The sequence below is a fragment of the Streptomyces zaomyceticus genome (genome assembly GCF_014656215.1).
GTDB lineage: Bacteria > Actinomycetota > Actinomycetes > Streptomycetales > Streptomycetaceae > Streptomyces > Streptomyces zaomyceticus.
In genome coordinates this window covers 259,174-283,839 of record NZ_BNBZ01000007.1, presented here as the reverse complement: position 1 = coordinate 283,839, position 24,666 = coordinate 259,174, and the positions used below count along the sequence as shown (strand labels likewise).

At 73.1% G+C, this 24,666-nt stretch carries 20 protein-coding genes; 13 read left to right on the top strand and 7 right to left on the bottom strand.

Annotated features, from left to right (window positions below):
* Positions 1-333: 333 nt before the first annotated feature.
* A complete protein-coding gene (locus IE311_RS13085) occupies positions 334-519 on the top strand; it encodes a DUF1272 domain-containing protein (RefSeq protein WP_189831784.1) in 186 nt (61 codons plus the stop codon).
* A gap of 35 nt (positions 520-554) precedes the next feature.
* Here the strand turns inward: IE311_RS13085 and IE311_RS13080 are convergent, their stop codons facing one another.
* On the bottom strand, positions 555-4,280 hold the full coding sequence (locus IE311_RS13080) for a hypothetical protein (protein ID WP_189831783.1): 3,726 nt from the start codon (positions 4,278-4,280) through the stop codon (positions 555-557).
* A gap of 7 nt (positions 4,281-4,287) precedes the next feature.
* Positions 4,288-4,596: a trypco2 family protein gene (locus IE311_RS13075; RefSeq protein ID WP_189831782.1), complete on the bottom strand. Its 309-nt coding sequence runs from the start codon at positions 4,594-4,596 to the stop codon at positions 4,288-4,290.
* Between the two features lie 264 nt (positions 4,597-4,860).
* Here IE311_RS13075 and IE311_RS13070 point away from each other — a divergent pair, with 264 nt between their 5' ends.
* The 5 genes from IE311_RS13070 to IE311_RS13050 are packed head-to-tail and all read left to right on the top strand — an operon-like array spanning position 4,861 to position 12,028.
* Positions 4,861-5,652 carry a TIGR03084 family metal-binding protein gene (locus tag IE311_RS13070; protein WP_189831781.1) on the top strand — a complete coding sequence of 264 codons (792 nt, stop codon included), beginning with the start codon at positions 4,861-4,863 and terminating at the stop codon, positions 5,650-5,652.
* Positions 5,652-7,343, top strand: coding sequence for an acyclic terpene utilization AtuA family protein (locus IE311_RS13065; protein WP_189831780.1), 1,692 nt, complete (start codon positions 5,652-5,654; stop codon positions 7,341-7,343). Before IE311_RS13070 ends, IE311_RS13065 begins: the two co-directional genes overlap by 1 nt.
* 46 nt (positions 7,344-7,389) lie before the next feature.
* Entirely contained in the window at positions 7,390-8,991 is a 1,602-nt protein-coding gene (locus IE311_RS13060; RefSeq protein WP_189831779.1) for an acyl-CoA carboxylase subunit beta, read from the top strand.
* Positions 8,992-8,999: 8 nt separating this feature from the next.
* Positions 9,000-10,898 carry an acetyl/propionyl/methylcrotonyl-CoA carboxylase subunit alpha gene (locus IE311_RS13055; RefSeq protein WP_189831778.1) on the top strand — a complete coding sequence of 633 codons (1,899 nt, stop codon included), beginning with the start codon at positions 9,000-9,002 and terminating at the stop codon, positions 10,896-10,898.
* Entirely contained in the window at positions 10,895-12,028 is a 1,134-nt protein-coding gene (locus IE311_RS13050; RefSeq protein WP_189831777.1) for an acyl-CoA dehydrogenase family protein, read from the top strand. The genes IE311_RS13055 and IE311_RS13050 overlap by 4 nt, the downstream gene beginning before the upstream one ends.
* Before the next feature lie 60 nt (positions 12,029-12,088).
* Here IE311_RS13050 and IE311_RS13045 read toward each other — a convergent pair whose 3' ends face one another.
* Complete coding sequence (locus IE311_RS13045) at positions 12,089-12,892, bottom strand: sporulation protein (protein ID WP_189831776.1); 804 nt, start codon at positions 12,890-12,892, stop codon at positions 12,089-12,091.
* A 102-nt stretch (positions 12,893-12,994) separates the two neighbouring features.
* A complete protein-coding gene (locus IE311_RS13040; protein WP_189831775.1) occupies positions 12,995-13,390 on the bottom strand; it encodes a RidA family protein in 396 nt (131 codons plus the stop codon).
* A gap of 172 nt (positions 13,391-13,562) precedes the next feature.
* On the opposite strand from IE311_RS13040, the gene IE311_RS13035 reads away from it, so the two are divergent.
* The 4 genes from IE311_RS13035 (at position 13,563) to IE311_RS13020 (ending at position 17,538) form a co-directional block, all read left to right on the top strand.
* The gene (locus IE311_RS13035; RefSeq protein WP_189831774.1) at positions 13,563-14,534 is read left to right on the top strand and encodes a helix-turn-helix transcriptional regulator; all 972 of its coding nucleotides are present in this window, start codon (positions 13,563-13,565) and stop codon (positions 14,532-14,534) included.
* 132 nt (positions 14,535-14,666) lie between these two features.
* Positions 14,667-16,253: an AMP-binding protein gene (locus IE311_RS13030; protein ID WP_189831773.1), complete on the top strand. Its 1,587-nt coding sequence runs from the start codon at positions 14,667-14,669 to the stop codon at positions 16,251-16,253.
* A complete protein-coding gene (locus IE311_RS13025; protein WP_189831772.1) occupies positions 16,250-16,972 on the top strand; it encodes an enoyl-CoA hydratase family protein in 723 nt (240 codons plus the stop codon). The genes IE311_RS13030 and IE311_RS13025 overlap by 4 nt, the downstream gene beginning before the upstream one ends.
* Entirely contained in the window at positions 16,960-17,538 is a 579-nt protein-coding gene (locus IE311_RS13020) for a TetR/AcrR family transcriptional regulator (protein ID WP_189831771.1), read from the top strand. Before IE311_RS13025 ends, IE311_RS13020 begins: the two co-directional genes overlap by 13 nt.
* A 129-nt stretch (positions 17,539-17,667) precedes the next feature.
* Here IE311_RS13020 and IE311_RS13015 read toward each other — a convergent pair whose 3' ends face one another.
* Positions 17,668-18,723: a M4 family metallopeptidase gene (locus IE311_RS13015; protein ID WP_189831770.1), complete on the bottom strand. Its 1,056-nt coding sequence runs from the start codon at positions 18,721-18,723 to the stop codon at positions 17,668-17,670.
* Positions 18,724-19,090: 367 nt separating this feature from the next.
* Here IE311_RS13015 and IE311_RS13010 point away from each other — a divergent pair, with 367 nt between their 5' ends.
* Positions 19,091-20,134 (top strand): isopenicillin N synthase family dioxygenase, encoded by a 1,044-nt coding sequence (locus IE311_RS13010; RefSeq protein WP_189831769.1) that lies wholly within the window; start codon positions 19,091-19,093, stop codon positions 20,132-20,134.
* 167 nt (positions 20,135-20,301) lie between these two features.
* On the opposite strand, the gene IE311_RS13005 is transcribed toward IE311_RS13010, so the two are convergent.
* Entirely contained in the window at positions 20,302-21,402 is a 1,101-nt protein-coding gene (locus IE311_RS13005) for a citrate synthase 2 (RefSeq protein ID WP_189831768.1), read from the bottom strand.
* Between the two features lie 236 nt (positions 21,403-21,638).
* Between IE311_RS13005 and pdxH the strand changes: the two genes are divergently transcribed.
* A complete protein-coding gene (gene pdxH / locus IE311_RS13000) occupies positions 21,639-22,295 on the top strand; it encodes a pyridoxamine 5'-phosphate oxidase (RefSeq protein WP_189831808.1) in 657 nt (218 codons plus the stop codon).
* A gap of 123 nt (positions 22,296-22,418) precedes the next feature.
* Positions 22,419-23,753, top strand: a complete 1,335-nt coding sequence (locus IE311_RS12995) for a PAS domain-containing protein (protein ID WP_189831767.1) — start codon at positions 22,419-22,421, stop codon at positions 23,751-23,753.
* Positions 23,754-23,853: 100 nt separating this feature from the next.
* Here the strand turns inward: IE311_RS12995 and IE311_RS12990 are convergent, their stop codons facing one another.
* Positions 23,854-24,621: an SIS domain-containing protein gene (locus IE311_RS12990; protein WP_189831766.1), complete on the bottom strand. Its 768-nt coding sequence runs from the start codon at positions 24,619-24,621 to the stop codon at positions 23,854-23,856.
* Positions 24,622-24,666: the final 45 nt, after the last annotated feature.

Here is a 24,666-nt window from a genome sequence, read left to right as displayed (position 1 = left end):
TCGCGCAAGCGACGCCGTCAGGCGCCCTTGACGCGGTGACGGAGACCGCCACGCTCGGAAAGAGGGCGGCCGCACGTCACCCACCCGAAGCCGGTCAACCCCCAGAACCCCGCCCGAACCCGCACTCACCCACTCACCCACTCACCCACTCACCCAGTCACCCACTCACCCACGCCGCCCCCGCCCCCCACCCCCGACCCGATCCTGTTGATCATTGGCCCCCGGACGTGATTCGGAGGGCCCGGGAGCGGGCCGAGCATGAGGGGGACGGCCTGCGTGCCGCCGGCCGTCGGCAGTTCGCCGGCGGTTCGTGTACCGGGAGGGGAGCCGAGCATGGCCCTGGAGATGCGTGAGCGGTGTGAGCGGTGCGGGACGGCCGAGTTGGTGCCGGACGGGCCCGCGCGGATCTGTTCGTACGAGTGCAGCTTCTGCGTTCCCTGCGCCGATGCCATGAGCGACGTCTGTCCCAACTGCGGCGGCGAGCTCGTGCCCCGGCCTCGGCGCGTCACCGCGCGGTAGCCCCTCGCCGTCGGCGGCCACGTCCCACCGCGCGATCAGCCCGTCGCCCCCGCCGCCAGCATGTGGGTCTCGATGTACGCGAGTGCCTCCGCGTTGCGTGCCTCGGCCGGCCAGGTCGCGACCCAGTCCCGTAGCCGCGTGGCCACGGTGGCTCCCGTCCCGGCGTCCAGCCCGCCCCCGACCAGCATGGCGTGGCAGCGGTTGATGATCTCGCTGTTGGGGTGGAAGACCTCGGGATCCATCGCGAAGGGGAGCGCGAGCCACCTGCGGATGCAGTCGTCCGCCCACGCCGCCCCGATCCCCACCCGGAACTGCTGGGGAAGCCGACAGACGAGGGCGTCCAGCACCCCGCTGGTGTTCGACTGTGCTCCGTGCCGTTCGGCCTGGTCGAGGCAGAGCTCGACGGCGCGCAGCCAGGCGCGGCCCTCCTCCCACGTCTCGATGTACGGCCCCACGAGGAACGACGTCCGCGCCATGCGGTGCACGAGGTCCTCGCTGTCCGGATTGGCGTGGGCCCAGTCGAGCAGGGCGCGGTAGATCAGCGGGTTCATCAGCCGCTGCCGCAGGATCCACTTGCTGAGGAACGTGAAGTCCTCCCGCGGTATGTGGAGGCGCACCCACTCGTCGACCATGTCCATCACCGCCGGCGGTGTCTCCCTGAGCGGCAGTTGCCGGAGCAGGGGGCCGAGGACGAACTGGGCCTCGGGGCCGGTGGCGTGGGTGCCGAGCCAGACGAGTGCCGCGCCGATCGCCTCCTCGGCGGTGGCCGTGCCGAGGTCGGTGCGGGACAGCAGCGGGCCGAGGACGAACTGCGCCTCCTGGCCGGCGGCGTGGGTGCCGAGCCAGGCGAGGGCCGCGGCGACCGCCTTGTCGGCGTCGTCGGTGGCGAGATCGGTCCGGGAGAGCAGCGGGCGGTAGACGTATTCGGCGCCCTGGTGGGCGTGGTGGGCGTCGAGCCACTCCAGGGCCGCGGTGACCGACCTGTCCGCGGTGTCCGTGGTGAGGTCGGTGCGGGAGAGCAGCGGGCGGAGGACGAACTGTGCCTCCTGGACGCCGGCGTGGGCGGCGATCCAGGTGAGGGCTGCCTCGACGGCCGTGCCCGAGACGTCGGTGTCGAGGTCGGCACGGGCCAGCAGCGGGCCGAGGACGAAGGGCGCCTCCGTGGCGACGGGGTGGACGGTGAGCCAGGTGAGGGCCCTGGCGACGGCCCTTCCGGCGGAGACCGGGCCCAGGTCGGGCCGGGAGAGCAGCGGGCCGAGGACGAACTGTGTCTCCTGGGTGGCGCTGTGGGCGTCGAGCCAGTCCAGGGCCGCGACGGCCGCCTTCTCGGATGCGGTCGTGCCGAGGTCCGTGCGGGACAGGAGCGGACGCAGGACGTACTCGGCCTCGCGGTCGGTGGCGTGCGTGGTGAGCCAGGTGAGGGCCGCGGTGGACGCCTTCTCCGCGATGTCCTGGCCGAGGTCGCCGCGGGACAGCAGCGGGCCGAGGACGAAGCTCGCCTGTCCGACGTCTCCGTGCCGGGTCAGCCAGGACCACACCGTGGGCAGCAGCAGGCGTGCGCCGTCCTCGGGGAGGTGGTGCAGGCCCCGGTAGAGGAGGTGCCGGGCGGCGACCCGGCTGCCGAAGTCGGCGAGCCAGGGTCCGACGACCTGCGACCAGCACTGGACGGCGGAGGCGGACCAGGGCGCGCCGGTGCAGACCGCGCCGAGCGCGTAGCTGCCGACATTGACGTCGAGCCGTAGGACGGCGCCGAGGGCGGCGGCGTTCTGGGTGAACCAGGAGTTGAGTACGGCGGAGACGGGTCCCGAGCGGTCGAAGAGGGCAAGGTCGTTGACGAGGCGTCCGATGTTGAGCGCGGCGCGGCCGACCGCGCGGGGGCTCACCAGGCAGCCGGCGAGCAGTGCGTGGGCGCCGGCGGTGTCGGGTGCCTCGTCCCGTTCGGGGAGCAGTACGGACTCGACGAGTTGGTCGGTGACGAGGTCGTGGGCGACGGACAGGGTGCCGTCGTCCCCGGTTTCCAGCCAGCCGAGTGAGAGGAGGGTGCTGACGACGTCCTCGGCGCGCGGGACGACGTCCCCGGCGCGCGGTACGGCGTGCTGAGCCCCGGTTCCACTCTCCGTCCCCGACGTCCCCGACGTCCCCGCCGTCCCTGTCATCCCCGCCAGTGCCGCCCGCGCCGCCGCCGTCACGTCCTCGCGCGCCTGGGGGCAGGCGGCCGTGGCAGCGGCGGCGGCCACGAGGGACGGCGAGGCGTGGACGGGGACGAAGGCGTGTGCGCGGCCCGGTACGGAGAGGTCGTCCTCGCCGAGGCGGCTCTTGAGCCAGCGGGGGATCTCCCCGCCCTCGCGCAGCCCGGTGGGTTCGGGGAGGGAGAGTCCGGAGGTGAAGCGGCGTTCCACCTCGCGTGCGACGAGCAGCGCGACGATGGGGCGGTGTCCGCAGATCTCGCGCATGTGGGCGATGCCGAGCCGCTCGGTGGCGGCGGGGGCGAGCGAGAGCAGGGCGTTGTCGACGACCTGTTTCTGGAAGTCGTCGTCCTGCCGGAGTTCCACCTCGTCGAAGAGTTCGTGGAGTTGGGCCCGGTTGGCCTTCCGCAGCCAGCCGGGGCGGACGGATGCGAGGAGGGCCACGGAGATGTTGTGGCGGCGGGCCTGGGGGATGACCCGGTGGCGCAGGGTCGGCAGGTCGAGTTGTGATTCGTTGAGGTAGTCGACGACGACGAGGACGGGTGCGGGGTCCGCGCAGACCTGTTCGGCGATCTCCTCGGTGACGGAGTTGTCCTCGCCGGGCAGGACGTGCAGGACGCGCCAGCCGGCGTCGAGGGCGAGCCGGCCCACTTCGATGCCGGCGCGGGTCTTTCCGGTGCCGGCGGCGCCGACGAGCAGGACGCCGCGGTCGCCCGCGCTGACGAGCCGTACGAAGAGGTTTCCGGGTTCGGCGGGGTGGTCGGGGCCGGGGGAGACGAAGGAGAGCTGTTCCGAGGTGAGGTTCTTCTTGAAGTCGCCGAATCCGCTGATGAGTTCGTGTTGGGGGACGACGGCGCTCAGGAGTGGTTCCGGCTCGGGCGGTTCGTCGCCGAGGGCGACGGGCCGGGTCTCGTTCCGTACGCCTCCGAGGGCGAGTTGTCGGCAGAAGGCGGGGTCGCCGAGGGCGTCGGCGAGGGGTTCGGCCTCGGCGCTGCTGATTCCGGCGGCGGGCAGCCGGTGGGCCTGCACTCCGACGAGGAGTCCGCTGTCGCGGGTGAAGAGCGCGGTGCCCGAGAGGCCCAGCCAGGGGTCGGGGTCCCTCGGCCCGGGTAACAGGGGTGCGGTGGTGAGGTAGGCGAGGTCCAGCAGCCGGGTCTTCATGCTGGAGCCCAGTCGGACGAAGCCGTCGACCTGTTGGCTGCTGCGCCGTCGCAGGCCCTGGACGCCGGGTTCCTCGGGGCGGGTCCGGAAGGCGGGGAAGCCGACTCCGATGAAGGGGACGCTGCCCATGCCTTGGGGCAGGGCGCCGAAGGACACGGGCAGGACGGTGTCCGGGGGGTGGTCGAGCCGCAGGAGGGCGAGGTCCCGGCCGTCGGTGCCGCGCCACACGGGTGTCGCGGTCAGTGGGGTGTCGCCGCCGCCGAGGCGGACGGTGCAGGTGCCGGGGGTGTCGCCGAGTACGTGGTCGACGGTGAGGACGAGTGCGGTGGCGATGCGGTAGCCGGAGCCGTACGCGGCCTTGTCGTTTCCCGTGACGACGATCTCGGCCACCCGGGCCGTGTCGAGAGCTTCCACGTGCGGTTCAGCCGGCGCCGAGGAGGTCCGTCACGTCGTCGCCGGTGCGGACCTTCTCGCGGGTGGTCGCGTCCTCCGCGGCGAGGGTCATCCGCACGGTGTGGGTCTGGCCGTTCTTCGCGCTCGCCTTGCCGCCGAGGGAGACCACCCAGAACTTCACACCGGCGTCGGCCCCGGCGGACTTCTCGACGGAGACCTGGAGCTCCAGGTCGATGGAGTCGATGCGGAACTTCACGTCCTCGTGCGCGGATTCCAGCCGGGCGCGGCTGATCTCCGAGCGGAGCGAGGCGAGCAGGTCGGCGAGCTCGATGTCCATGCGACCCCCGTGGTGATGCGAATCGATCGGATCAAGTGTGGCAGAAAGCAGGGGAGTTCGGGCAGTGGTCGGCCGGTGGCCGGGCAGGTGCGGCGGCCGCCGGGCAGGTGTTGGGTGGTCGCCGGGCTGCGTGCGGGCCGTCCGGGCGCGCTCGGTCGTGTGGGGGCCCGCCCCGCGACCTCAATCAAAGCAAGCATGCTTGATTGTTTTCGGGTTCGCTGTCATGCTCCGGGGCACGCCGCCGTGTCCCGAGGGGAGCGCACCGTGTCCGAGCCCGCCGTCGTCCTCGATGATCTGCGCGAGGAGAGCGAAGCACTCGATCTGCTCGTCCGCGAGCTGGGGGAGGACCGGTGGGGTACGCCCACCCCCGCGCCCGGCTGGACCATCGCCCATCAGATCGCGCACCTCGCCTGGACCGACCGGGCCGCGCTCCTCGCCGCCACCGACGCCGAGGCCTTCGCCGCCGAGACCGAGAAGGCGCTGGCCGCGCCGGACCGCTTCGTCGACGAGGGCGCCGAGGAGGGGGCGAAGCTGCCGCCCGCCGCACTCCTCGCCCGCTGGCGGGAGGGCCGCGAACGGCTCCAGGAGGCCTTGCGCGCGGTCCCGGCCGGTGCCCGTTTCCCCTGGTACGGGCCGCCGATGAGCGCCCCCGCCATGGCGACCGCGCGGCTGATGGAGACCTGGGCGCACGGCCAGGACGTCGCCGACGCGCTCGGGGTCGTCCGCCCGCCGACGGCCCGGCTCCGGCATGTGGCCTGGATCGGCCACCGGGCCCGTGACTACGCCTTCCTGGTACGGGGTCTCCCGGTGCCCGCCGAACCGTTCCGCGTCGAACTCCTCGCACCGGACGGGGAGGTGTGGGCGTACGGCCCCGAGGACGCCGGCCAGCGGGTCACCGGGTCCGCCCTCGACTTCTGCCTGCTCGTGACCCAGCGCGTCCACCGCGACGACACCGCCCTGGTCGCGGAGGGCCCCGACGCCGAGCACTGGCTGAGCGTCGCCCAGGCCTTCGCGGGCCCGGCGGGTCCCGGCCGGCCCGCCGAAGGGGCCCGGTGATGGTGCTCCGTATCGGCAACGCCTCCGGCTTCTACGGCGACCGCTTCGACGCCGTCCGCGAGATGCTCACCGGCGGCGGGCCCGGGGGCGCGATCGACGTCCTCACCGGTGACTACCTCGCCGAGCTGACCATGCTCATCCTCGGCCGCGACCAGCTCAAGGACCCGGCCGCCGGGTACGCCAGGACCTTTCTGCGGCAGATGGAGGAGGGCCTCGGCCTCGCCCACGACCGGGGGATCCGGATCGTCACCAACGCGGGCGGCCTCAACCCCGCGGGCCTCGCCGACGCCCTGCGCGCCCTCGCCGCGAAGCTCGGTCTGCCCACGCGTGTCGCGCACGTGGAGGGTGACCGGCTCCCGGCCGCCGACGGCGCGCCGGCCGCCAACGCCTATCTCGGCGGGGCCGGGATCGCCGCCTGTCTCGACGCCGGTGCCGATGTCGTCGTCACCGGGCGGGTCACGGACGCCGCCCTCGTCACCGGGCCCGCGCAGTGGCACTTCGGCTGGGGCCCGGAGGAGTACGACAAGCTGGCGGGGGCGGTCGTCGCCGGGCACGTCCTGGAGTGCGGCACCCAGGCCACCGGCGGCAACTACGCCTTCTTCCGCGAGCACGACCCGGAGCTCTTCCGCCGTCCCGGCTTCCCGGTCGCCGAGCTCCACGCGGACGGCAGCGCGGTCGTCACCAAGCACCCCGGTACCGGTGGTCTCGTCGACATCGGCACGGTCACGGCCCAGCTCCTCTACGAGACGGCCGGCGCCCGCTACCCCGGCCCCGACGTGACCGCCCGGCTCGACACCGCCCGGCTCACCCGGGAGGGCCCCGACCGGGTCCGGATCGACGGTGTACGGGGTGAGGCGCCGCCTCCGACGCTCAAGGTGGGCCTCAGCAGGCTGGGCGGCTTCCGCAACGAGGTGGTGTTCGTCCTGACCGGCCTCGACATCGAGGAGAAGGCCGCGCTCCTGCGGGCCCAGGTGACCGACGCGCTCGTGAAGTCCCCTCCCGCGGAGGTCCGTTGGGAGCTGGTCCGGACCGACCGTCCCGATGCCGACACCGAGGAGACGGCGAGCGCCCTGCTGCGGCTCGTCGTCCGGGACCCGGCACCGGAGCCGGTCGGCCGCGCCCTCACCGGCGCAGCCGTCGAACTCGCCCTCGCCAGCTACCCCGGCTTCCACGTCACGGCCCCACCCGGCAGGGGCGCTCCCTACGGTGTCTTCGGGACCGCGTACGTGCCGGCCGCCGACGTCCCGCACACGGCCGTCCTCCCGGACGGGACCCGCGTCCCCGTCCCCGTACCGTCGCGGACCCGGGTGCTGGAGCCGGTCCCGGAGCCGCCGCTTCCCGAGCCGCTTCCGGCGGGGCCCGTGCGGCGGGTCCCGCTCGGCCGGGTCGCCGGGGCCCGCAGCGGCGACAAGGGTGGCGACGCCAACATCGGCGTCTGGGTCCGCACGGAGGAGGAGTGGCGCTGGCTCGCCCACACCCTCACCGTCGCCAGGCTCCGTGAACTCCTGCCGGAGACCGCCGGTCTGGCCGTCACCCGGCATGTCCTTCCGCGGCTGCGCGCGCTGAACTTCACCGTCGCCGGGATCCTCGGCGAGGGCGTGGCCTCCCAGGCCCGGTTCGACCCCCAGGCCAAGGCCCTCGGCGAGTGGCTCCGCTCGCGCCACATCGACGTACCGGAGGAACTGCTGTGACCGTCGCACCGAAGGCCGCCCCGAGCGCGGTCCGGGAGGAGCTCCTGTGACCGTCCTCGACTCCGCCCTCGACACCGGTGGGCCCGACTACGCCGCCGCCCGGGCCGCCATGCTCGACAAGCTTGCCGCCCTCGACACCGAGCACGCCAAGGCCCTCGCGGGCGGCGGCGAGAAGTACGTCGCGCGGCACCGCGAGCGCGGCAAGCTGCTCGCCCGCGAACGCATCGAGCTGCTCGTCGACCCGGACACCCCCTTCCTGGAACTGTCACCGCTCGCCGCCTGGGGCAGCGACTACGCGGTGGGCGCCTCCCTGATCACCGGTATCGGGGTCGTCGAGGGCGTGGAGTGCCTGATCACCGCCAACGACCCGACCGTGCGCGGTGGGGCCTCCAACCCGTGGACGCTGAAGAAGGCCCTGCGCGCCAACGAGATCGCCTTCGCCAACCGGCTGCCCGTCGTCTCCCTCGTCGAGTCCGGTGGCGCAGACCTCCCCTCCCAGAAGGAGATCTTCATCCCGGGCGGGGCGCTCTTCCGTGACCTCACGAGGCTCTCCGCCGCCGGTATCCCCACGATCGCGGTGGTCTTCGGCAACTCGACCGCCGGTGGCGCGTACGTCCCCGGCATGTCCGACCACGCCGTGATGATCAAGGAGCGGTCGAAGGTCTTCCTCGGCGGGCCGCCGCTGGTGAAGATGGCGACGGGGGAGGAGAGCGACGACGAGTCCCTGGGCGGTGCCGAGATGCACGCCCGCACGTCCGGGCTCGCCGACCACTACGCCGTCGACGAGGCCGACGCGCTGCGCCAGGCCCGCCGGATCGTGGCCCGCCTGAACCACCGCAAGGCGCTCCCGGACCCCGTCGCCCTCGCCGAGCCGCCGAAGTACGACGAGGACGAGCTGCTCGGGATCGTGCCGGGGGACCTCAAGACGCCCTTCGATCCGCGCGAGGTGATCGCCCGGGTCGTCGACGGCTCGGACTTCGACGAGTTCAAGCCGCTGTACGGGCCGAGTCTGGTCACGGGATGGGCGACCCTGCACGGCTACCCGGTCGGTGTCCTCGCCAACGCGCAGGGCGTCCTCTTCGGCCCGGAGTCGCAGAAGGCCGCGCAGTTCATCCAGCTCGCGAACCAGCGCGACATCCCGCTCGTCTTCCTCCACAACACCACCGGCTACATGGTGGGCAAGGAGTACGAGCAGGGCGGCATCATCAAGCACGGCGCGATGATGATCAACGCGGTGTCGAACTCGAAGGTCCCGCACCTCTCCGTCCTCATGGGGGCGAGCTACGGCGCCGGGCACTACGGCATGTGCGGCCGGGCCTACGACCCCCGCTTCCTCTTCGCCTGGCCCAGCGCCAAGTCCGCCGTCATGGGACCGCAGCAGCTCGCCGGTGTCCTCTCGATCGTGGCGCGGGCGAGCGCCGTCGCGAAGGGGCAGCCGTACGACGAGGAGGCCGACGCCGGCCTGCGGGCCCTGGTCGAGGCGCAGATCGAGTCCGAGTCCCTGCCGATGTTCCTCTCCGGCCGGCTCTACGACGACGGGGTCATCGACCCCCGCGACACCCGCACGGTCCTCGGACTGTGCCTCTCCGCGATCCATACGGCACCGGTCGAGGGCGCCCGCGGCGGCTTCGGCGTCTTCCGAATGTGAGGCCCCTCGTGATTTCCACCGTCCTCGTGGCGAACCGGGGCGAGATCGCCTGCCGGGTCTTCCGCACCTGCCGTGAGCTGGGCATCTCCACCGTCGCCGTGTACTCCGACGCGGACGCCGACGCGCTGCACGTCCGGGAGGCCGACGCGGCGGTACGGCTGCCGGGCGCCGCGCCCTCGGAGACGTACCTCCGCGGCGACCTGGTGGTGAAGGCGGCGCTCGCGGCGGGCGCGGACGCCGTCCACCCCGGCTACGGCTTCCTCTCCGAGAACGCCGGCTTCGCCCGGGAGGTGATCGACTCCGGTCTGGTCTGGATCGGTCCGCCGCCCGAGGCGATCGAGGCGATGGCCTCGAAGACCCGCGCGAAGGAACTCCTCGGCATCGCGCCGCTGACCGAGGTCACCGAGGCGGACCTGCCCGTCCTGGTGAAGGCGGCGGCGGGCGGCGGCGGCCGCGGCATGCGGATCGTCCGGGAACTCGGCGATCTGGCGGGTGCGCGGGAGTCGGCGGCCGCGGAGGCGGCGAGTGCCTTCGGCGACGGCGAGGTGTTCGTCGAGCCGTACGTCGAGAACGGCCGGCACGTCGAGGTGCAGCTGCTCTGCGACGCCCACGGCACGGCCTGGGCGCTCGGCACCCGCGACTGCTCGCTCCAGCGCCGGCACCAGAAGGTCGTCGAGGAGGCCCCGGCGCCCGGGCTGCCCGCCGCGCTCGAGGCGTCCCTCCTGGACACGGCCGTCCGGGCGGCGAAGGCCGTCGGGTACGTCGGCGCGGGCACGGTCGAGTTCCTGGTGGCCAACGGCCGCGCGCACTTCCTGGAGATGAACACCCGCCTCCAGGTCGAACACCCCGTGACGGAGGAGGTGTTCGGGGTCGACCTCGTCGCCCTCCAGCTCGCCGTCGCCGAGGGCCGCGCCCTGCCGCCGGAGCCCCCGGCCGCGCGCGGCCACGCGATCGAGGCACGGCTGTACGCGGAGGACCCGGCGCGGGAGTGGGCGCCCCAGACGGGCGTCCTGCACCGCTTCGAACCGCCCCGGGACGCCCGGCTCCGCGTCGACACGGGGTATGTCTCCGGGGACACGATCGGCGTCCACTACGACCCGATGCTCGCGAAGGTGATCGTCCACGCCCCCACCCGGGCGGAGGCGGTCCGGGCGCTCGCCCGCGCCCTGGAGCGGGCCCGGATCCACGGCCCGGTCACCAACCGGGAGCTGCTCGTGGCCTCGCTCCGGCACCCGGAGTTCGGTTCGCCGGAGACGCTCGACACCGGCTTCTACGACCGGAACCTGCCCGCCCTGACGGGGGCCGTGCCCGGCGAGGAGTACGCGGCGGTCGCGGCGGCGCTCGCCGGGGCGGCGGCCGGCCGGGGCCGGTTCGGCGGAGGCTGGCGCAACCTCCGCTCCCAGGACGAGACGCGGACGTACGGCGATCACGAGGTCCGCTACCGCCCGACGAGGGCGGGCGGCTACGAGGTCTCCGTCCCGGAGGGGATCAGGGTCGTGTCGGCGGCCCCGGACCGGGTGGGCCTGGAAGTCGCCGGAGTCGTACGGCACCTCGACGTCGCGGTGTACGAGGACGGCGTCGTCCACGCCGGCCGGCACCGGCTCACCGTCCGTCCCCGCTTCACCGACCCCCGCGAGCAGACCGCCCCCGGCTCCCTGCTCGCGCCCATGCCCGGCACCGTCGTACGGGTCGCGGACGGTCTCGCCGTCGGCGACGCGGTCGTCGCCGGGCAGCCGCTCCTCTGGCTGGAGGCCATGAAGATGGAGCACCGCGTCGTCGCTCCCGCCTCCGGCACGCTCACCGCGCTCCACGCCGCCCCCGGCCGCCAGGTCGAGGTAGGCGCTCTGCTCGCCGTCGTCTCGGACGACGCCACGACCGAAGCAGCACAGGAGGACCAGACCGTATGAGCATCATGATCGAAAGCGAAGAGCTCTCCGCGCTCCGCGCCGCCGTCTCCGCGCTCGGCCACCGCCACGGCCCCGGCTTCGACCGGGCGAGCCTGTGGGCGGAGGCGGGCAAGCTCGGCTATCTGGGCGTGAACCTGCCCGAGGAGTACGGCGGCGGGGGCGGCGGCATGGCCGAGCTGTCGGTCGTCCTGGAGGAGGCGGGCGCGGCCGGTGCGCCGCTTCTGATGATGGTGGTGTCGCCCGCGATCTGCGGCACGGTGATCGCCCGGTTCGGTACGGAGGAGCAGAAGCGGGCCTGGCTGCCGGGGCTCGCGGACGGTTCGCGGACGATGGCGTTCGGGATCACCGAGCCGGACGCGGGTTCGAACTCGCACCGCATCACGACCACCGCGACCCGTACGGAGGAGGGCTGGGTCCTCAACGGCCGGAAGGTGTTCGTGTCGGGCGTGGACATCGCCGACGCGACCCTGATCGTCGGCCGCACGTCGGACTCCCGCACGGGGAACCTCAAGCCCTGTCTCTTCGTCGTCCCGCGTGACACCCCCGGCTTCCAGCGGCGGCACATCGAGATGGAACTCGACGCGAACGAGAAGCAGTTCGAGCTGACCCTCGACGATGTGCACCTGCCGGTGGACGCGCTCGTGGGCGACGAGGACGCGGGGCTGCTCCAGCTCTTCGCGGGGCTCAACCCGGAGCGCATCATGACGGCCGCGTTCGCGATCGGCATGGGACGGTACGCCCTCGCGCAGGCGGTGAGGTACGCGAAGGAGCGGCAGGTCTGGAAGACGCCGATCGGTGCCCACCAGGCCGTCGCGCACCCGCTGGCCCAGGCGCACATCGAAATCGAACTGGCCCGGCTGATGATGGCGAAGGCCGCGCACCTCTACGACGCGGGTGACGACATCGGCGCGGGCGAGGCGGCCAACATGGCCAAGTACGCGGCGGCGGAGGCCTGTGTGAAGGCCGTCGACCAGGCGGTCCACACCCTCGGAGGCAACGGCCTGACCAAGGAGTTCGGGCTGGCGCGGCTGGTGACGGCGGCACGGGTGGCCCGGATCGCCCCGGTCAGCCGGGAGATGATCCTCAACTACGTGTCGCACCAGACGCTGGGGCTGCCCAAGTCGTACTGACCGGGGGTGGGGGTCGCGCCGGCCGGTGGCGGCTCGCCACCGGCCGACGGGACCGGCCGCTCAGTCCTCGTAGTCGTCGGCCGGGTGGCTGCCGGCGGAGGCGCCGACCTCGCCGATCCAGCGGAGGACCTCCGCGCCGAAGTCCACCCGGCCGGCCTCGTGGTGGGCGGCCACGAAGCGCCGGGCCGGCGGCTTGTTCCTCCAGTAGCGCTCGTCGAGCTTCGCCTCGCGGAGGAAGATCTCGCTGCCGACGGCGTTGGTGTGGAAGTGCAGTTCCAGTTCTTCGGGGCGGTTCTGCCCGGACCGCTCGTCGACGAGCAGGAGCCCCTGGGTCCGGTAGACGTGGTACTCGGTGCGGGGGATGGACTCGTTGTGGATGCGTGAGCCCCGGAGGGCGTATCCCTCGGAGGCGAAGGCGTCGAGGACGGCCTCGTGGAGCGGCAGGGCGGTGATGTGCACGAGGTCGTCGTCCGTCTGGGCCTTGACGCCCTCGGCCTCGACCTCGGTGTGCATGCCCAGGTGGACCCCGAGCTTCTGCCCCTTCACCTCGGTCAGCGGGGTCTCCCACTTGAGCCGGTGGCGGATGGGAAGGCGCTTCTCCTCGCCCTTCTCCAGGGTGAAGTAGCCGCTCACCGAAGGGTAGTCGAAGGCGTCGCCGCTGGATCCGTCGCCGTCGCCCTTGTGGGCCACCGGAGCGTCGGTCACGAGCCTCAGCCGGGTCGACTTCACCTCGACGCGGCGGTCGGGCGCGCGCAGGACGAGCTCTCCGCGCAGGATGCCACCCGGCAGTGCCGGTTCGGACTGCAGGACGGTGTCGATTTCGAGCGGTATGCCGCCCATGCCGAGAAGACGCTTGAAGACCATAAGCGCAGGCTAACCGGCGAACGGCGGTGCGGGGAGGGGAAGTCGGGGAGTCCGGGCGGCCCCTGGGGCGGTGTCGACGGGGTCGCCCGTTCTCCCCTCGGCTCAGCCGACGGCGGTCCCCTCGAGTTCGACGAGCTGGCCGGGGATCGCCAGTCGGGTCACCCCGAGCATCGTGGTGGCGGGCGCCGCTCCGGCGGCGCCCAGTCGTCCGGCCAGCTCGCCGTAGTGCCGGAAGAGCAGGTCGACGTCGGTGGTGTGGACGTTGAGCCGTACGAGGTTGGCGAGGGTCATGCCGGCCTCACCGAGTACGGCCTCCACGTTGTCGATGCTCAGCGCCAACTGCGCCGCCATGTCTCCTTCGTGCAGGGGCTTGCCGTCGCCGCTCATCGCGGTCTGCCCCGAGAGGTACAGGGTCCGGGTGTGCCCGGAGACGAGCTCGCCCTGGTTGAACCCCAGGTCCACCGACCATGTCACCGGGTTGACCGCCGTTCGCTGCATCGCCGCATCAGCTCCGTTCCGTTGTCTGCGATTCGATCCGACCCGGTCCGACGTGCGGGATCGGGGGAGTCGGACGTCCGTCGGCCCGGCGGATGCCGGCCTCGACGTCGTGGTGACGAGCCTCCCAACGAATCACGACACCCTTCGTCATGTATTCGGTTAGCGTTCCCGCATGCGCGCCGACCGGCTGGTCTCCCTGGTTCTCCTGCTGCGCCAACGCGGCAGGATGACCGCGGACGCGCTCGCCCGTGAGCTGGAGGTGTCCACCCGCACCGTGCTGCGCGACATCGAGGCGCTGTCCTCGGCGGGCGTCCCGGTGTATGCCGAGCGCGGCCGGCACGGCGGGTTCGGGCTGCTGCCCGGTTTCAGGACCGAGCTCACGGGGCTGAACCACGAGGAGGCCCTCGCCCTGCTGGCCGCCGGACCGGGGCGCGGTGAGCAGGTGCTCGGCCTCGGCCCGGCGTTCGCCTCGGCGTTGCGCAAGGTGGTCGACGCGCTGCCCGAGGGGCATCGGGCCACCGCGAGCGACGCGGCCCGGCGCTTCCTCGTCGACCCGGAGGCCGACCTCCTCTCGCGCCGCACGGTCACGGACGAGGTGTCGGGCCCCACCCTGATCGAGGTGCGGCGGGCGGTCCTCGCCGGACACAAGCTGCGCATCCACTACGCGGCCGCGGGCCGGTCGCCGGAGTGGCGCACGGTGGACCCGATCGGCCTGGTCACCGTGCGGGACCGGGGCTATCTGCTGGCCACGCGCTCCGGCGAGGACCGCACCTACCGGCTGTCGCGGATGGTGGCCGCCGAGGCCCTGCCCGAGCCGGCGGAGCGGCCGGGCCGGGTCGATCTGGACCGGATCTGGCGGGAACGCTCCGCGCGGTTTCTCGTCGACGGCCACATCACCGTGCTGGTGAGGGTGGATCCCGCGCGGCGGGAGGACCTGCTGGACACCGCGGTGGCCGTCCGCGCGGAAGCGCCCGACACGGACGGCCGGCTGCGTCTCGAACTGACCTACCAGGACGCGTGGCACGCCGAATGGGCCCTGTGGCAGCTCGGCACGGACGCGGAGGTGCTGGCCCCGCCGACGCTGCGGACCGCCCTGCGCGACCGCGCCGCCGCGATGGCCGCCCGCTACGCGGACCCCTCCTGAGGCGGAGACCGAGGATTCCAAGAATCATGCATGCGTGCTTGATTGTTTCCCCGGAGTGCTGACAAGGTCTCCCCAAGGCGTACCGACACACGCGATCCTGGCGACCACCTTCCACCGCTCCAGGGGGCTTGCATGGTGTTCCACAGCGAGTACGAGGCCGTCTCCACCGTTTCCCTGCCGATCCACGACGTGGTCCTCGGCCGCGCCGCCGAACGCGGCGACACCCCCGCCCTCGTCGACGGGACCGGGGAGTTCACCCTCACCTACGGGCAGGTCGACGCCTTCCACCGGCGGGTGGCCGCCGGCCTCGCCGAGGCCGGAGTACGCAAGGGGGACGTACTCGCCCTGCACAGCCCCAACACGGTCCTCTTCCCCATCGCCTTCTACGCAGCCACCCGGGCCGGGGCCGCCGTCACCACCGTGCACCCGCTGGCCACCCCCGAGGAGTTCGCCAAACAGCTCCGCGACTCCTCCGCGCGCTGGATCGTCACCGTCTCGCCGCTGCTCCCCGCCGCCCGCGCCGCGGCCGAACTCGCGGGCGGGATCACGGAGATATTCGTCTGCGACCAGGCACCCGAAGGCCCCGAGGGGCAGGGCGTCCGGTCGCTGCAGACCTTCCTCGGCTCGACCGGGCCCGTGCCCGAGATCGAGGTCGACCCCGACGAGGACGTCGCCGCCCTCCCGTACTCCTCCGGCACCACGGGCGTGCCCAAGGGCGTGATGCTCACCCACGCCTCCATCGCCACCAACCTCGCCCAGCTGGACCCGGTCATCCCGATGGGACCCGGCGACCGCATCCTGGCGATCCTGCCCTTCTTCCACATCTACGGGCTGACCGCCCTCATGAACGCGCCCCTCCGCCAGGGCGCCACCGTCGTCGTCCTGCCCCGCTTCGAGCTCGACACCTTCCTCGGCGCCATCCAGCGGCATCGCATCAACGGCCTGTACGTGGCCCCGCCGATCGTCCTCGCCCTCGCCAAGCACCCGGCCGTCGCCGACTACGACCTGTCCTCCCTGGAGTACATCGTCAGCGCCGCCGCCCCGCTCGACGCGGCGCTCGCCGAAGCCTGTTCGGCCCGGCTCGGACTCCCGCCGGTCCTCCAGGCGTACGGCATGACGGAGCTCTCCCCGGGCACCCATGTCGTCCCGCTCTCCGCCGAGAACCCGCCGCCCGGCACCGTCGGCAAGCTGCTGCCCTCCACCGAGATGCGGATCCTGTCCCTCGACGACCCGGCGAAGGACGCGGCGCCGGGCGAGGAGGGCGAGGTCGCCATCCGGGGACCGCAGGTCATGAAGGGATACCTGGGCCGCCCCGACGCCACCGCCGCGATGATCGACGCCGACGGCTGGGTCCACACCGGCGACATCGGCCGGGTCGACGCCGACGGCTGGCTGTACGTCGTCGACCGCGTCAAGGAGCTCATCAAGTACAAGGGCTTCCAGGTCGCCCCCGCCGAACTGGAGGCGCTCCTCCTCACCCACGAGGGCGTCGCCGACGCCGCCGTCATCGGTGTCACCGACGCGGAGGGCACCGAGATCCCCAAGGCCTTCGTCGTACGCCAGGCCGCCGCGCCCGGCCTCACCGCCGAGGACGTCATGGCGCACGTCGCCGCCCGGGTCGCCCCGTACAAGAAGGTTCGCAGCGTCGAGTTCGTCGACACCGTGCCCCGGGCGGCCTCCGGGAAGATCCTCCGAAGGGAACTGAGGGACCGCGCATGACACTCGTGACATCGGCCGGGGAACGGGGCATCACCACCCTCACCCTGAACTCCCCGGCCACCCGCAACGCGCTCTCCGCGCAGCTCGTCACCGAGCTCGCCGACGCCCTCACCGCCTGCGGCAAGGACCCGGCCGTCCGCGCGGTGGTCCTCGCCCACGCCGGCGGCACGTTCAGCGCGGGCGCCGACCTGAAGGCCCCGCCCAGCCCGTACGCCTTCGTCGACCTGCTCCGGCAGCTCGTCGAACTGCCGAAGCCGGTCGTCGCCCACGTCACCGGAAAGGTACGGGCCGGTGGTCTCGGACTGCTCGGCGCCTGCGACATCGTCGTGGCCTCGGAGGCGTCGGACTTCGCCCTCACCGAGGTACGGATCGGGGTGGCGCCGGCCGTCATCTCCCTCACCCTGCTGCCGAGGCTGGAACCCCGGGCGGCGGCCCGCCACTACCTGACGGGCGAGCGGTTCGGGGTGCCGGAGGCCGTCGCCATGGGTCTGGTGACGGCCGGCGACGAAGCCCTCCCCGGCATCCTCGACTCCCTCCGCGCGAGCTCCCCGCAGGGCCTGCGGGAGGCGAAGCGGCTGGTCACCGCTAGAGTCCTGGAGACCTTCGAACGTGACGCGGAGGACCTGGTACAGAGGTCGGCCACGCTCTTCGCCTCCACCGAGGCGCGCGAGGGGATGACGGCCTTCCTCGAACGACGGGACCCCGCATGGCGGCTGTGACCGCGCCCAAGCAGGACAGGAGCCGCGCCACCCGGCAGCGGCTCCTGGAGGCGGCCGTGTCCTGCCTGGCCGAACACGGCTGGGCGGGTTCCACGGTCGCCGTCGTCGCGGAACGGGCGGGCGTCTCCCGGGGTGCCGCCCAGCACCACTTCCCCACCCGCGAGGACCTGTTCACGGCCGCCGTCGAGTACGTCGCCGAGGAGCGCTCCCAGGCGCTGCGGACCCTCCCGTCACGCGACCGCCACGAGGCCGTCGCCGCGCTCGTCGACCTCTTCACCGGCCCCCTCTTCCGGGCCGCCCTCCATCTGTGGGTCGCCGCCTCCGGCGAGGACCAGCTCCGTGCGCGCGTGACCGAGCTGGAGGCCCGCGTCGGCCGCGAGTCCCACCGCATCGCCGTCGAGGTCCTCGGCGCCGACGAGTCCCGCCCCGGCGTCCGCGAGACCGTCCAGGGCCTCCTGGACATGGCCCGCGGCCTGGGCCTCGCCACCCTCCTGACGGACGACCGCGCCCGCCGGGACCGCGTGGTCTCCCAGTGGGCGCTGCTGCTGGACGAGGCGCTGACCTAGGTCGTCTCCTCCGGATCTCGCCGGCGGCGCGGGTCGGGCGAGATCCGGAAGGGACGACCCGGCAGGGGCGCACTCCGGAGGACCCCGCCCGGCGCGGGCTGCGCCGGCGAGGGCCCTGCCCGGCGTGGGCTACAGCCCCGGGATCTCCCGGGCCCGGAACGCCGCTCGTACGGCGTTCGCCGCCGACGTGCCGTACATCTTCTGCGCCGTCGCGACCGTCGTCAGGGCAGCGTCCCGGAAGCTCGTGTCGGGCGCGAAGCCGAACTGGGCGTTCACGATGATCCGGTCGGCCGTCCTGGCTCCGAGGGCCTTGCGGATGTCGAGGAGCGCCCGGGACCAGATCTCGCCGTCGGCGTGGACCTCGCCCTCGCGGTCCGCGTACGTCTTGGTGCCGTCGATCCGGCGGAGGCAGTGCGGTGCCTCGCTGTAGCCCGTGGCGTCCCAGTCGGCGACGCAGGCGGCGTCCGCCTTCATCGCCCATTCGTATTTCTCGACGGCGTGGGTGCCGACGGCCACGGCCAGGTAGTCGCCGAAGGCCTCGCCGATGGATCCGGCCTCGGGCGAGGTGCCGAAGCCGGGCACCTGCGCGTGGTGCACGGCGTGACCGTACTCGTGCACGATCACCTCGGCGTCCTCGGCGTCGTCCACTCCGCCCTTGCCGAACCGGATCTCGGCCTTCTTGTCGGTGAAGAAGGAGTTGTCTGCGCCCCACTGGTTGAGCCGGACCGGCTGCACCCGGTCGTTGGCCCCGGGCAGTTCGGTGCCGAAGCCGAGCCCTTGCAGGTACTCCTGTGACTCGTTGACCCAGAAGTACGCCATGACCTGCTCGAACTGGTCGTCGGAGCGGTTGTACGCGGCGGCGCCCGCGAGGGTGGCGGGCTTGCCGGTCTCGGACCGGACGTCGACCCACCTCCCCGACAGGGCGCCGCTCGCGTCGAGGTTCCGCAGGGTGACGGTGGCGTAGGCGGAGGCCGGTACGTCGCCCGCCGCGTCCTTGTGGTCGGCGAGGGACTGGTCGCCGGTGGCCTGGACCGGGTTCACCATGAACACACGGGCCTGGGGAAGCGCGGCGGCGGGCACCGGGGCCGCGGAGGCGCCGGCCGAGGGGAGCAGGGCGGCGGTGGCGACCGCGACGGTGGCGGTGGCCGTGGCGATCAGCCCACGGGGTGTGCGGCGGCGACTCATGGACGTCCTCCTGCGAAGGGGTGCCGTGACGAGATGATTGGCATGCGCTCGACACATGTGGCGGCGATCTTCGCGTACCGCCGCCCCTTTGAACACCCCCGAGCCCCGGACGTCAGGACGTGACCCGGGCCACAGTCCAACCGGCGCCGCCGCAGTACTGTGGTCGCATGCCCCTGCTCGTACGCCGTCGCCACGTGGACTTCGTCCGCGTCACGAGCATGAGCTGTCGCCGCTCCGCCTGACCCTCCCGGGCACCACCACCGCCCCCTCGGGTCCCTCGTTCAGAGCCCAAGCCGACCGGCACCCGTGGCCCCCGCCCCACCCCTGGCGGCCGCCCCGGGCACCCGTAGATCCCGCGGACGCATCCATGAATCGCAGCTCGTACTCCTCGCAGCTCCCCATCGTCGACCTCGCCGCCGCCGACCGGGGCCCCCAGGCCCGTCGTCTGCTCCACGCCCAGCTCCACTCGGCCGCCCACGACGTCGGCTTCTTCCAGCTCGTCGGACACGGTGTGACCGAGGCCGAGACCCGGGCCCTGACGTCCGCGATGCACGCCTTCTTCGCACTGCCCGAGGCCGACCGGCTCGCCCTCGACAACATCAACTCGCCGCACTTCCGCGGCTACACCCGCATCGGCGACGAGCGCACCGCCGGCGCCCGCGACTGGCGCGACCAGCTCGACATCGGCGCCGAGCGCCCCGCGCGGACCCCCGCGCCCTGGGAGGCCCCGTACTGGTGGCTGGAAGGCCCCAACCAGTGGCCGGCCGCACTCCCCGAGCTGCGGACCGCGGCCCTGCACTGGATCGAGCGGCTCAGCGGGGTCGCCGAGCGCCTGCTGCACGAGCTGCTCACCTCGATCGGCGCGCCCGTGGACTTCTACGACGACATCTTCGGCCCGCGCGCCCACCCGCACCTCAAGCTGGTGCGCTACCCGGGGAGCAGCGGTGAGGGCGACGACCAGGGCGTCGGCGCGCACAAGGACTACGGCTTCCTGACGCTGCTGCTCCAGGACCAGGTGGGCGGGCTGCAGGTGCAGCGCGAGGACGGGGACTTCCACGACGTGCCGCCGCTGCCTGGCGCCTTCGTCGTCAACCTCGGCGAGCTCCTCGAGGTGGCGACCAACGGCTATCTGATCGCGACCAACCACCGGGTCGTGTCGCCGCCCGGGGCGACGGAGCGGTACTCCGTGCCGTTCTTCTACAACCCGCGGCTCGACGCCCGGATCAGCCCGCTGGTCTTCCCGTACGCGCAGACCGCGCCCGGCGTCACGGCCGACCCCGCGAACCCGTTGTTCGCCGAGTACGGACGCAATGAGCTGAAGGGCAAGCTGCGGGCGCACCCGCTGACGACGGCCCGCCACCACGCGGACCTGCTGCTGCACCCGGAGGCGCAGCCCGCGATGTCGGCGTAGCCGGTACGGCCGGCCGCCGCGACACGCGTACGGCGACGGCCCTGACTGTGCGGGTCGGGCCGTCGCCGTGACGGGTGGCAGAGCGCGGACGCCGGCTGCCGGGTGGGACGGACGGCAGAGGGCGGGCGCCGGCTGCCGGGTGGGTGGCAGGGGTGGCGTCGGGCGGATCAGCCCGCGATGTCCTCGTAACCCTCGATCTCGCGCGGGTTCCGCTGGCCGGGGCCCGTGTAGCGGGCGGACGGGCGGACCAGTCGGCCGGTGCGCTTCTGCTCCAGGATGTGGGCCGACCAGCCGGCCGTCCGGGCGCAGGTGAACATCGAGGTGAACATGTGCGCCGGGACCTCGGCGAAGTCCAGGACGATGGCCGCCCAGAACTCGACGTTGGTCGCCAGGACACGGTCGGGACGCCGGTTGTGCAGCTCCTCCAGAGCGGCCTTCTCCAGGGCCTCGGCCACCTCGAAGCGCGGCGCGGCCAGCTCGCGGGCGGTGCGGCGCAGCACGCGGGCGCGGGGGTCCTCGGCGCGGTAGACGCGGTGGCCGAAGCCCATGAGGCGCTCGCCCTTGTCGAGGGCCTGCTTCACGTACGCGGTGGCGTCGCCGGTCCGCTCGATCTCCTCGATCATGCCGAGGACGCGGGAGGGCGCGCCGCCGTGCAGCGGGCCGGACATGGCGCCGACCGCGCCGGAGAGCGACGCGGCGACGTCGGCGCCGGTGGAGGCGATGACACGCGCGGTGAACGTGGAGGCGTTCATGCCGTGCTCCGCGGCGGAGGTCCAGTAGGCGTCGACGGCCTTGACGTGCTTCGGGTCGGGCTCGCCGCGCCAGCGGATCATGAAGCGTTCGACGACGGACTCGGCCTTGTCGATCTCGCTCTGCGGGACCATGGGGAGGCCCTGGCCGCGCGCGGACTGGGCGACGTAGGAGAGCGCCATGACGGCGGCGCGCGCGAGGTCGTCGCGGGCCTGCTCGGCGGAGATGTCGAGGAGCGGCTTGAGGCCCCACACGGGCGCGAGCATCGCGAGCGCGGACTGCACGTCGACGCGGATGTCGCCGGAGTGCACCGGGATGGGGAACGGCTCGGCGGCCGGCAGGCCCGGGTTGAAGGCGCCGTCGACCAGCAGCCCCCAGACGTTGCCGAACGAGACGTGACCGACCAGGTCCTCGATGTCGACGCCGCGGTACCGGAGGGCGCCGCCTTCCTTGTCGGGTTCGGCGATCTCCGTCTCGAACGCGACGACTCCCTCGAGCCCGGGTACGAAGTCGGACATCAGGCGGCTCCTCTATCGATGATCGATCAACCGAGTGCTGGTCGATGGTGGGGATTCAACAGTCGTCCAGCCCCAGAGTCTGTACGGTTCCGATGATGCGGGGAAGCGTGACATCCGGCACAGTGCGCCGATTCGGCGAGTAAGGGTTGGCGCCACGCGGTGCCGGGCAAACTGAGCCGCTGCGGCAGAATCGCCCCGTGACCGATCCTGTGAACGACACCCTGGATCCCGCCGACATGCGCGAGCAGTACCGCACCACGGAGCTGTCGGCGGCCGACCTCGCGCCCGAACCGATCGCGCAGTTCACCCGCTGGTTCAAGGAGACCGCCGAGAATCCGGCGATCCACGAGCCGAACGCGATGATCGTCTCCACCGCCGGCGCCGACGGCCGTCCGTCCTCCCGCACGGTGCTCCTGAAGCACTACGACCGGGCCGGCTTCGTCTTCTTCACCAACTACGACTCCCGCAAGGGCGCGGACCTGGCGGCCAACCCGTACGCCTCGCTGCTCTTCCCCTGGCACCCGCTCGCCCGTCAGGTCATCGTCACCGGCCGCGCCGAGCGCGTCGGCCGCGAGGAGACCGTCGCCTACTTCCGCACCCGCCCGCACGGCTCCCAGCTCGGCGCCTGGGCCAGCCCCCAGTCCTCGGTGATCGCCTCCCGCGCGGAGCTGCTCGCCCGCTACGAGGAGCTGGCCGCCCGCTATCCCGAGGACACCCAGGTCCCGGTCCCGCCGGAGTGGGGCGGCATCCGGGTCGTCCCGGAGGCGGTCGAGTTCTGGCAGGGCCACGAGAACCGCCTCCACGACCGTCTCCGCTACGTCCGCGAGGGCGGCCCCGGGGGCGCTGAGGGCACGGACGGCGAGACGTGGCGGGTGGAGCGCCTGGCGCCCTGAGCGCCCGCACCGTTCCCCCACCGCCACCACCGAATTCGTTTCCGCGACGCAACGATTTCGGTGAAGGTGGTGTGCGCTGCGTCACGTTCCAGTTGAATGGCGACAGCATGGGGGGGTGCCGGGATGAGTGCTTTCACGGGGTCCGCGAGCGAGACCGCTTCCGTTCCCGGAGCGGGGGCCGATCTGCTGGCCGCGCTGCTCGACGGGATGGACGCGGCGCTCTGCGCCTTCGACGCCGACGGGACGATCACGCACTGGAACCGCGAGGCCGAGCGGATCCTCGGCTGGTCCGCGGCCGAGGCCGTCGGGAGACGCGGGTTCGAGGGCTGGGCCGCGCGCAGCGCGGACGCCGAGGACACCCTGCAACGCCTGATGGGGGCCATGAAGGGCCCCGGGCGCCAGGTCCACGAACTGGCGCTGCTCCGCAAGGACGGCGGCCGGGTGCTGGTACGGAGCCAGGCCGCCGGGGTGCGCGGGGCGGACGGGGCGCCGGCCGGGGTGTACTGCGCCTTCAGCGAGGTCCACGTCCAGCTCGACCTGGAACGGTCGGTGGCCCTCAGCGAGGCCCTCTTCGAGGACGCCTCCTGGGGTGTCGTCCTCGTCGACGCCGATCTGCGCCCCGCCATGGTCAACGGCCACGCCGCCCGCGCCTTCGGGACCGGTCGTACGGCCCTGCTCGGGCGTCCGCTCGGGGATGTCGTCGTCCACGGCGCGGAGGAGCTGGAGGCCGCGCTCCAGCACGTCCTCGCGGAGGGCACGCCGCCCGCGCCCGCGGAGGTGTGGGTGACGCTGCGGACCTCGGCGGGGGAGCGCCGCCGGTGCTGGCGCAGCGGCTTTCTGAGGCTGTCCTCGCCGATGGCGGAGGAGCCGGTGCCGCTGGGGGTCGCCTGGCTGTTCCAGGACGTCACGGAGGAGCGGCTGGCCGCGCGGGACGCGGACCGGCTGCGGTTCCGGTGGAGTCAGCTGCACCGGGCGGGCATGGCGGCGGCGGAGTGCGAGGACCCGGCGGAGGCCGCCGCGGTGCTGCTCGACTTCGCGCTGGCGGGCTTCGCGGACCACGCCCTGGTCGACCGGGTCGCGGGCGAGCGGCGGCTGACCAGGGAGCTGGCCACCCCGGCGGGCGCCCCGGGCCCCGCCTCGCCGGTCGTGGGCGGCGGGATCCCGCTGCGGTACGGCCCGAGGCATCCGGCGCTGCAGGCCTGGGACCGGGTGGGCACGGTACGGGCGAGCGCGGGCCGGACGGCCGAGGTGTGGGCGGAGGCCCACCAGTGGCCGGGGGACGCGGCGCACGCGGTGTGCGTGGTGCTGCGCTCCCGGGGCCGCACGCTGGGCGTCCTGACGTTTCTGCGGGCCGCCTGCCGCAACCCGTTCGAGCGCGAGGACATGGTCTTCGCGGAGGCGGTGGCGTCGCGGGTGGCGTCGGCGCTGGACCTGGGTCACCGGACGGACGCGGTCTAGGACAGCCGTCCTTCCGGCTCCGACCGCTGCCCTTCCCGCTCCGACCGCCGTCCTTCCGGCTCCGACCGCCGTCCTTCAGGCTCCGGGCACCCCCTACGGCCTAGTGGCGGTAGAAGATCCGGTCGCCGTACTCGGTCATCACGCGGCCGTTCCACTCGTGCCCGCCGTCGACGTTCCCGGAGCGCAGCAGCGGCGGCTCGATGCCGCGGCGGACGAGATCCTCGGCGGCGGCGGCCAGCGTGGCCTGCATGAGGGCGCTGGTCACGACGGTGGAGGCGGGCGCGAAGGGGGCCTCGATGCCCTCGTGGGTGAGTTCGGCGTCGCCGACGGCGATCCGCGAGTCGAGGACGATGTCGCAGTGGTCCTTGAGGTAGGTCCCCGAGACGTGCCGGGACTTCGTCTCGGTGGCGTACGCCACCGAGGTGACGCCGATGACGGTGAGGCCGAGCGCGCGGGCGTTCATGGCCATCTCCACGGGCAGGGCGTTGCGCCCGGAGAGGGAGATGATGATCAGGACGTCCCCGGCCTTGGCGGGGGAGGAGTCCAGGACCGCGCCGGCGAGGCCGTCGACCCGTTCGAGGGCGGAGCCGAGGGTCGCGGGCATGACGTCGACGCCGACGACGCCGGGGACGACCAGCAGGTTCATCAGGGCGAGGCCGCCGGCCCGGTAGACGACGTCCTGGGCGGCGAGGGAGGAGTGGCCCGCGCCGAAGGCGAAGAGCCGGTTGCCGTTGGCGACGGCCTCGGCGATCGCGGCGCCGGCCCGGGCGATCTCGGCCGAGTCGCCGTCGCGGACCTGCTGGAGCAGGCCGATCGCGGCGTCGAAGAACTGTCCGGCCAGCTTGCTCTCGCCCGCGCTGTCGCCCATTCCAGAAGCTCCTTCTCGTCGCCGTCGTGTTCGCCGTCGTGTCAT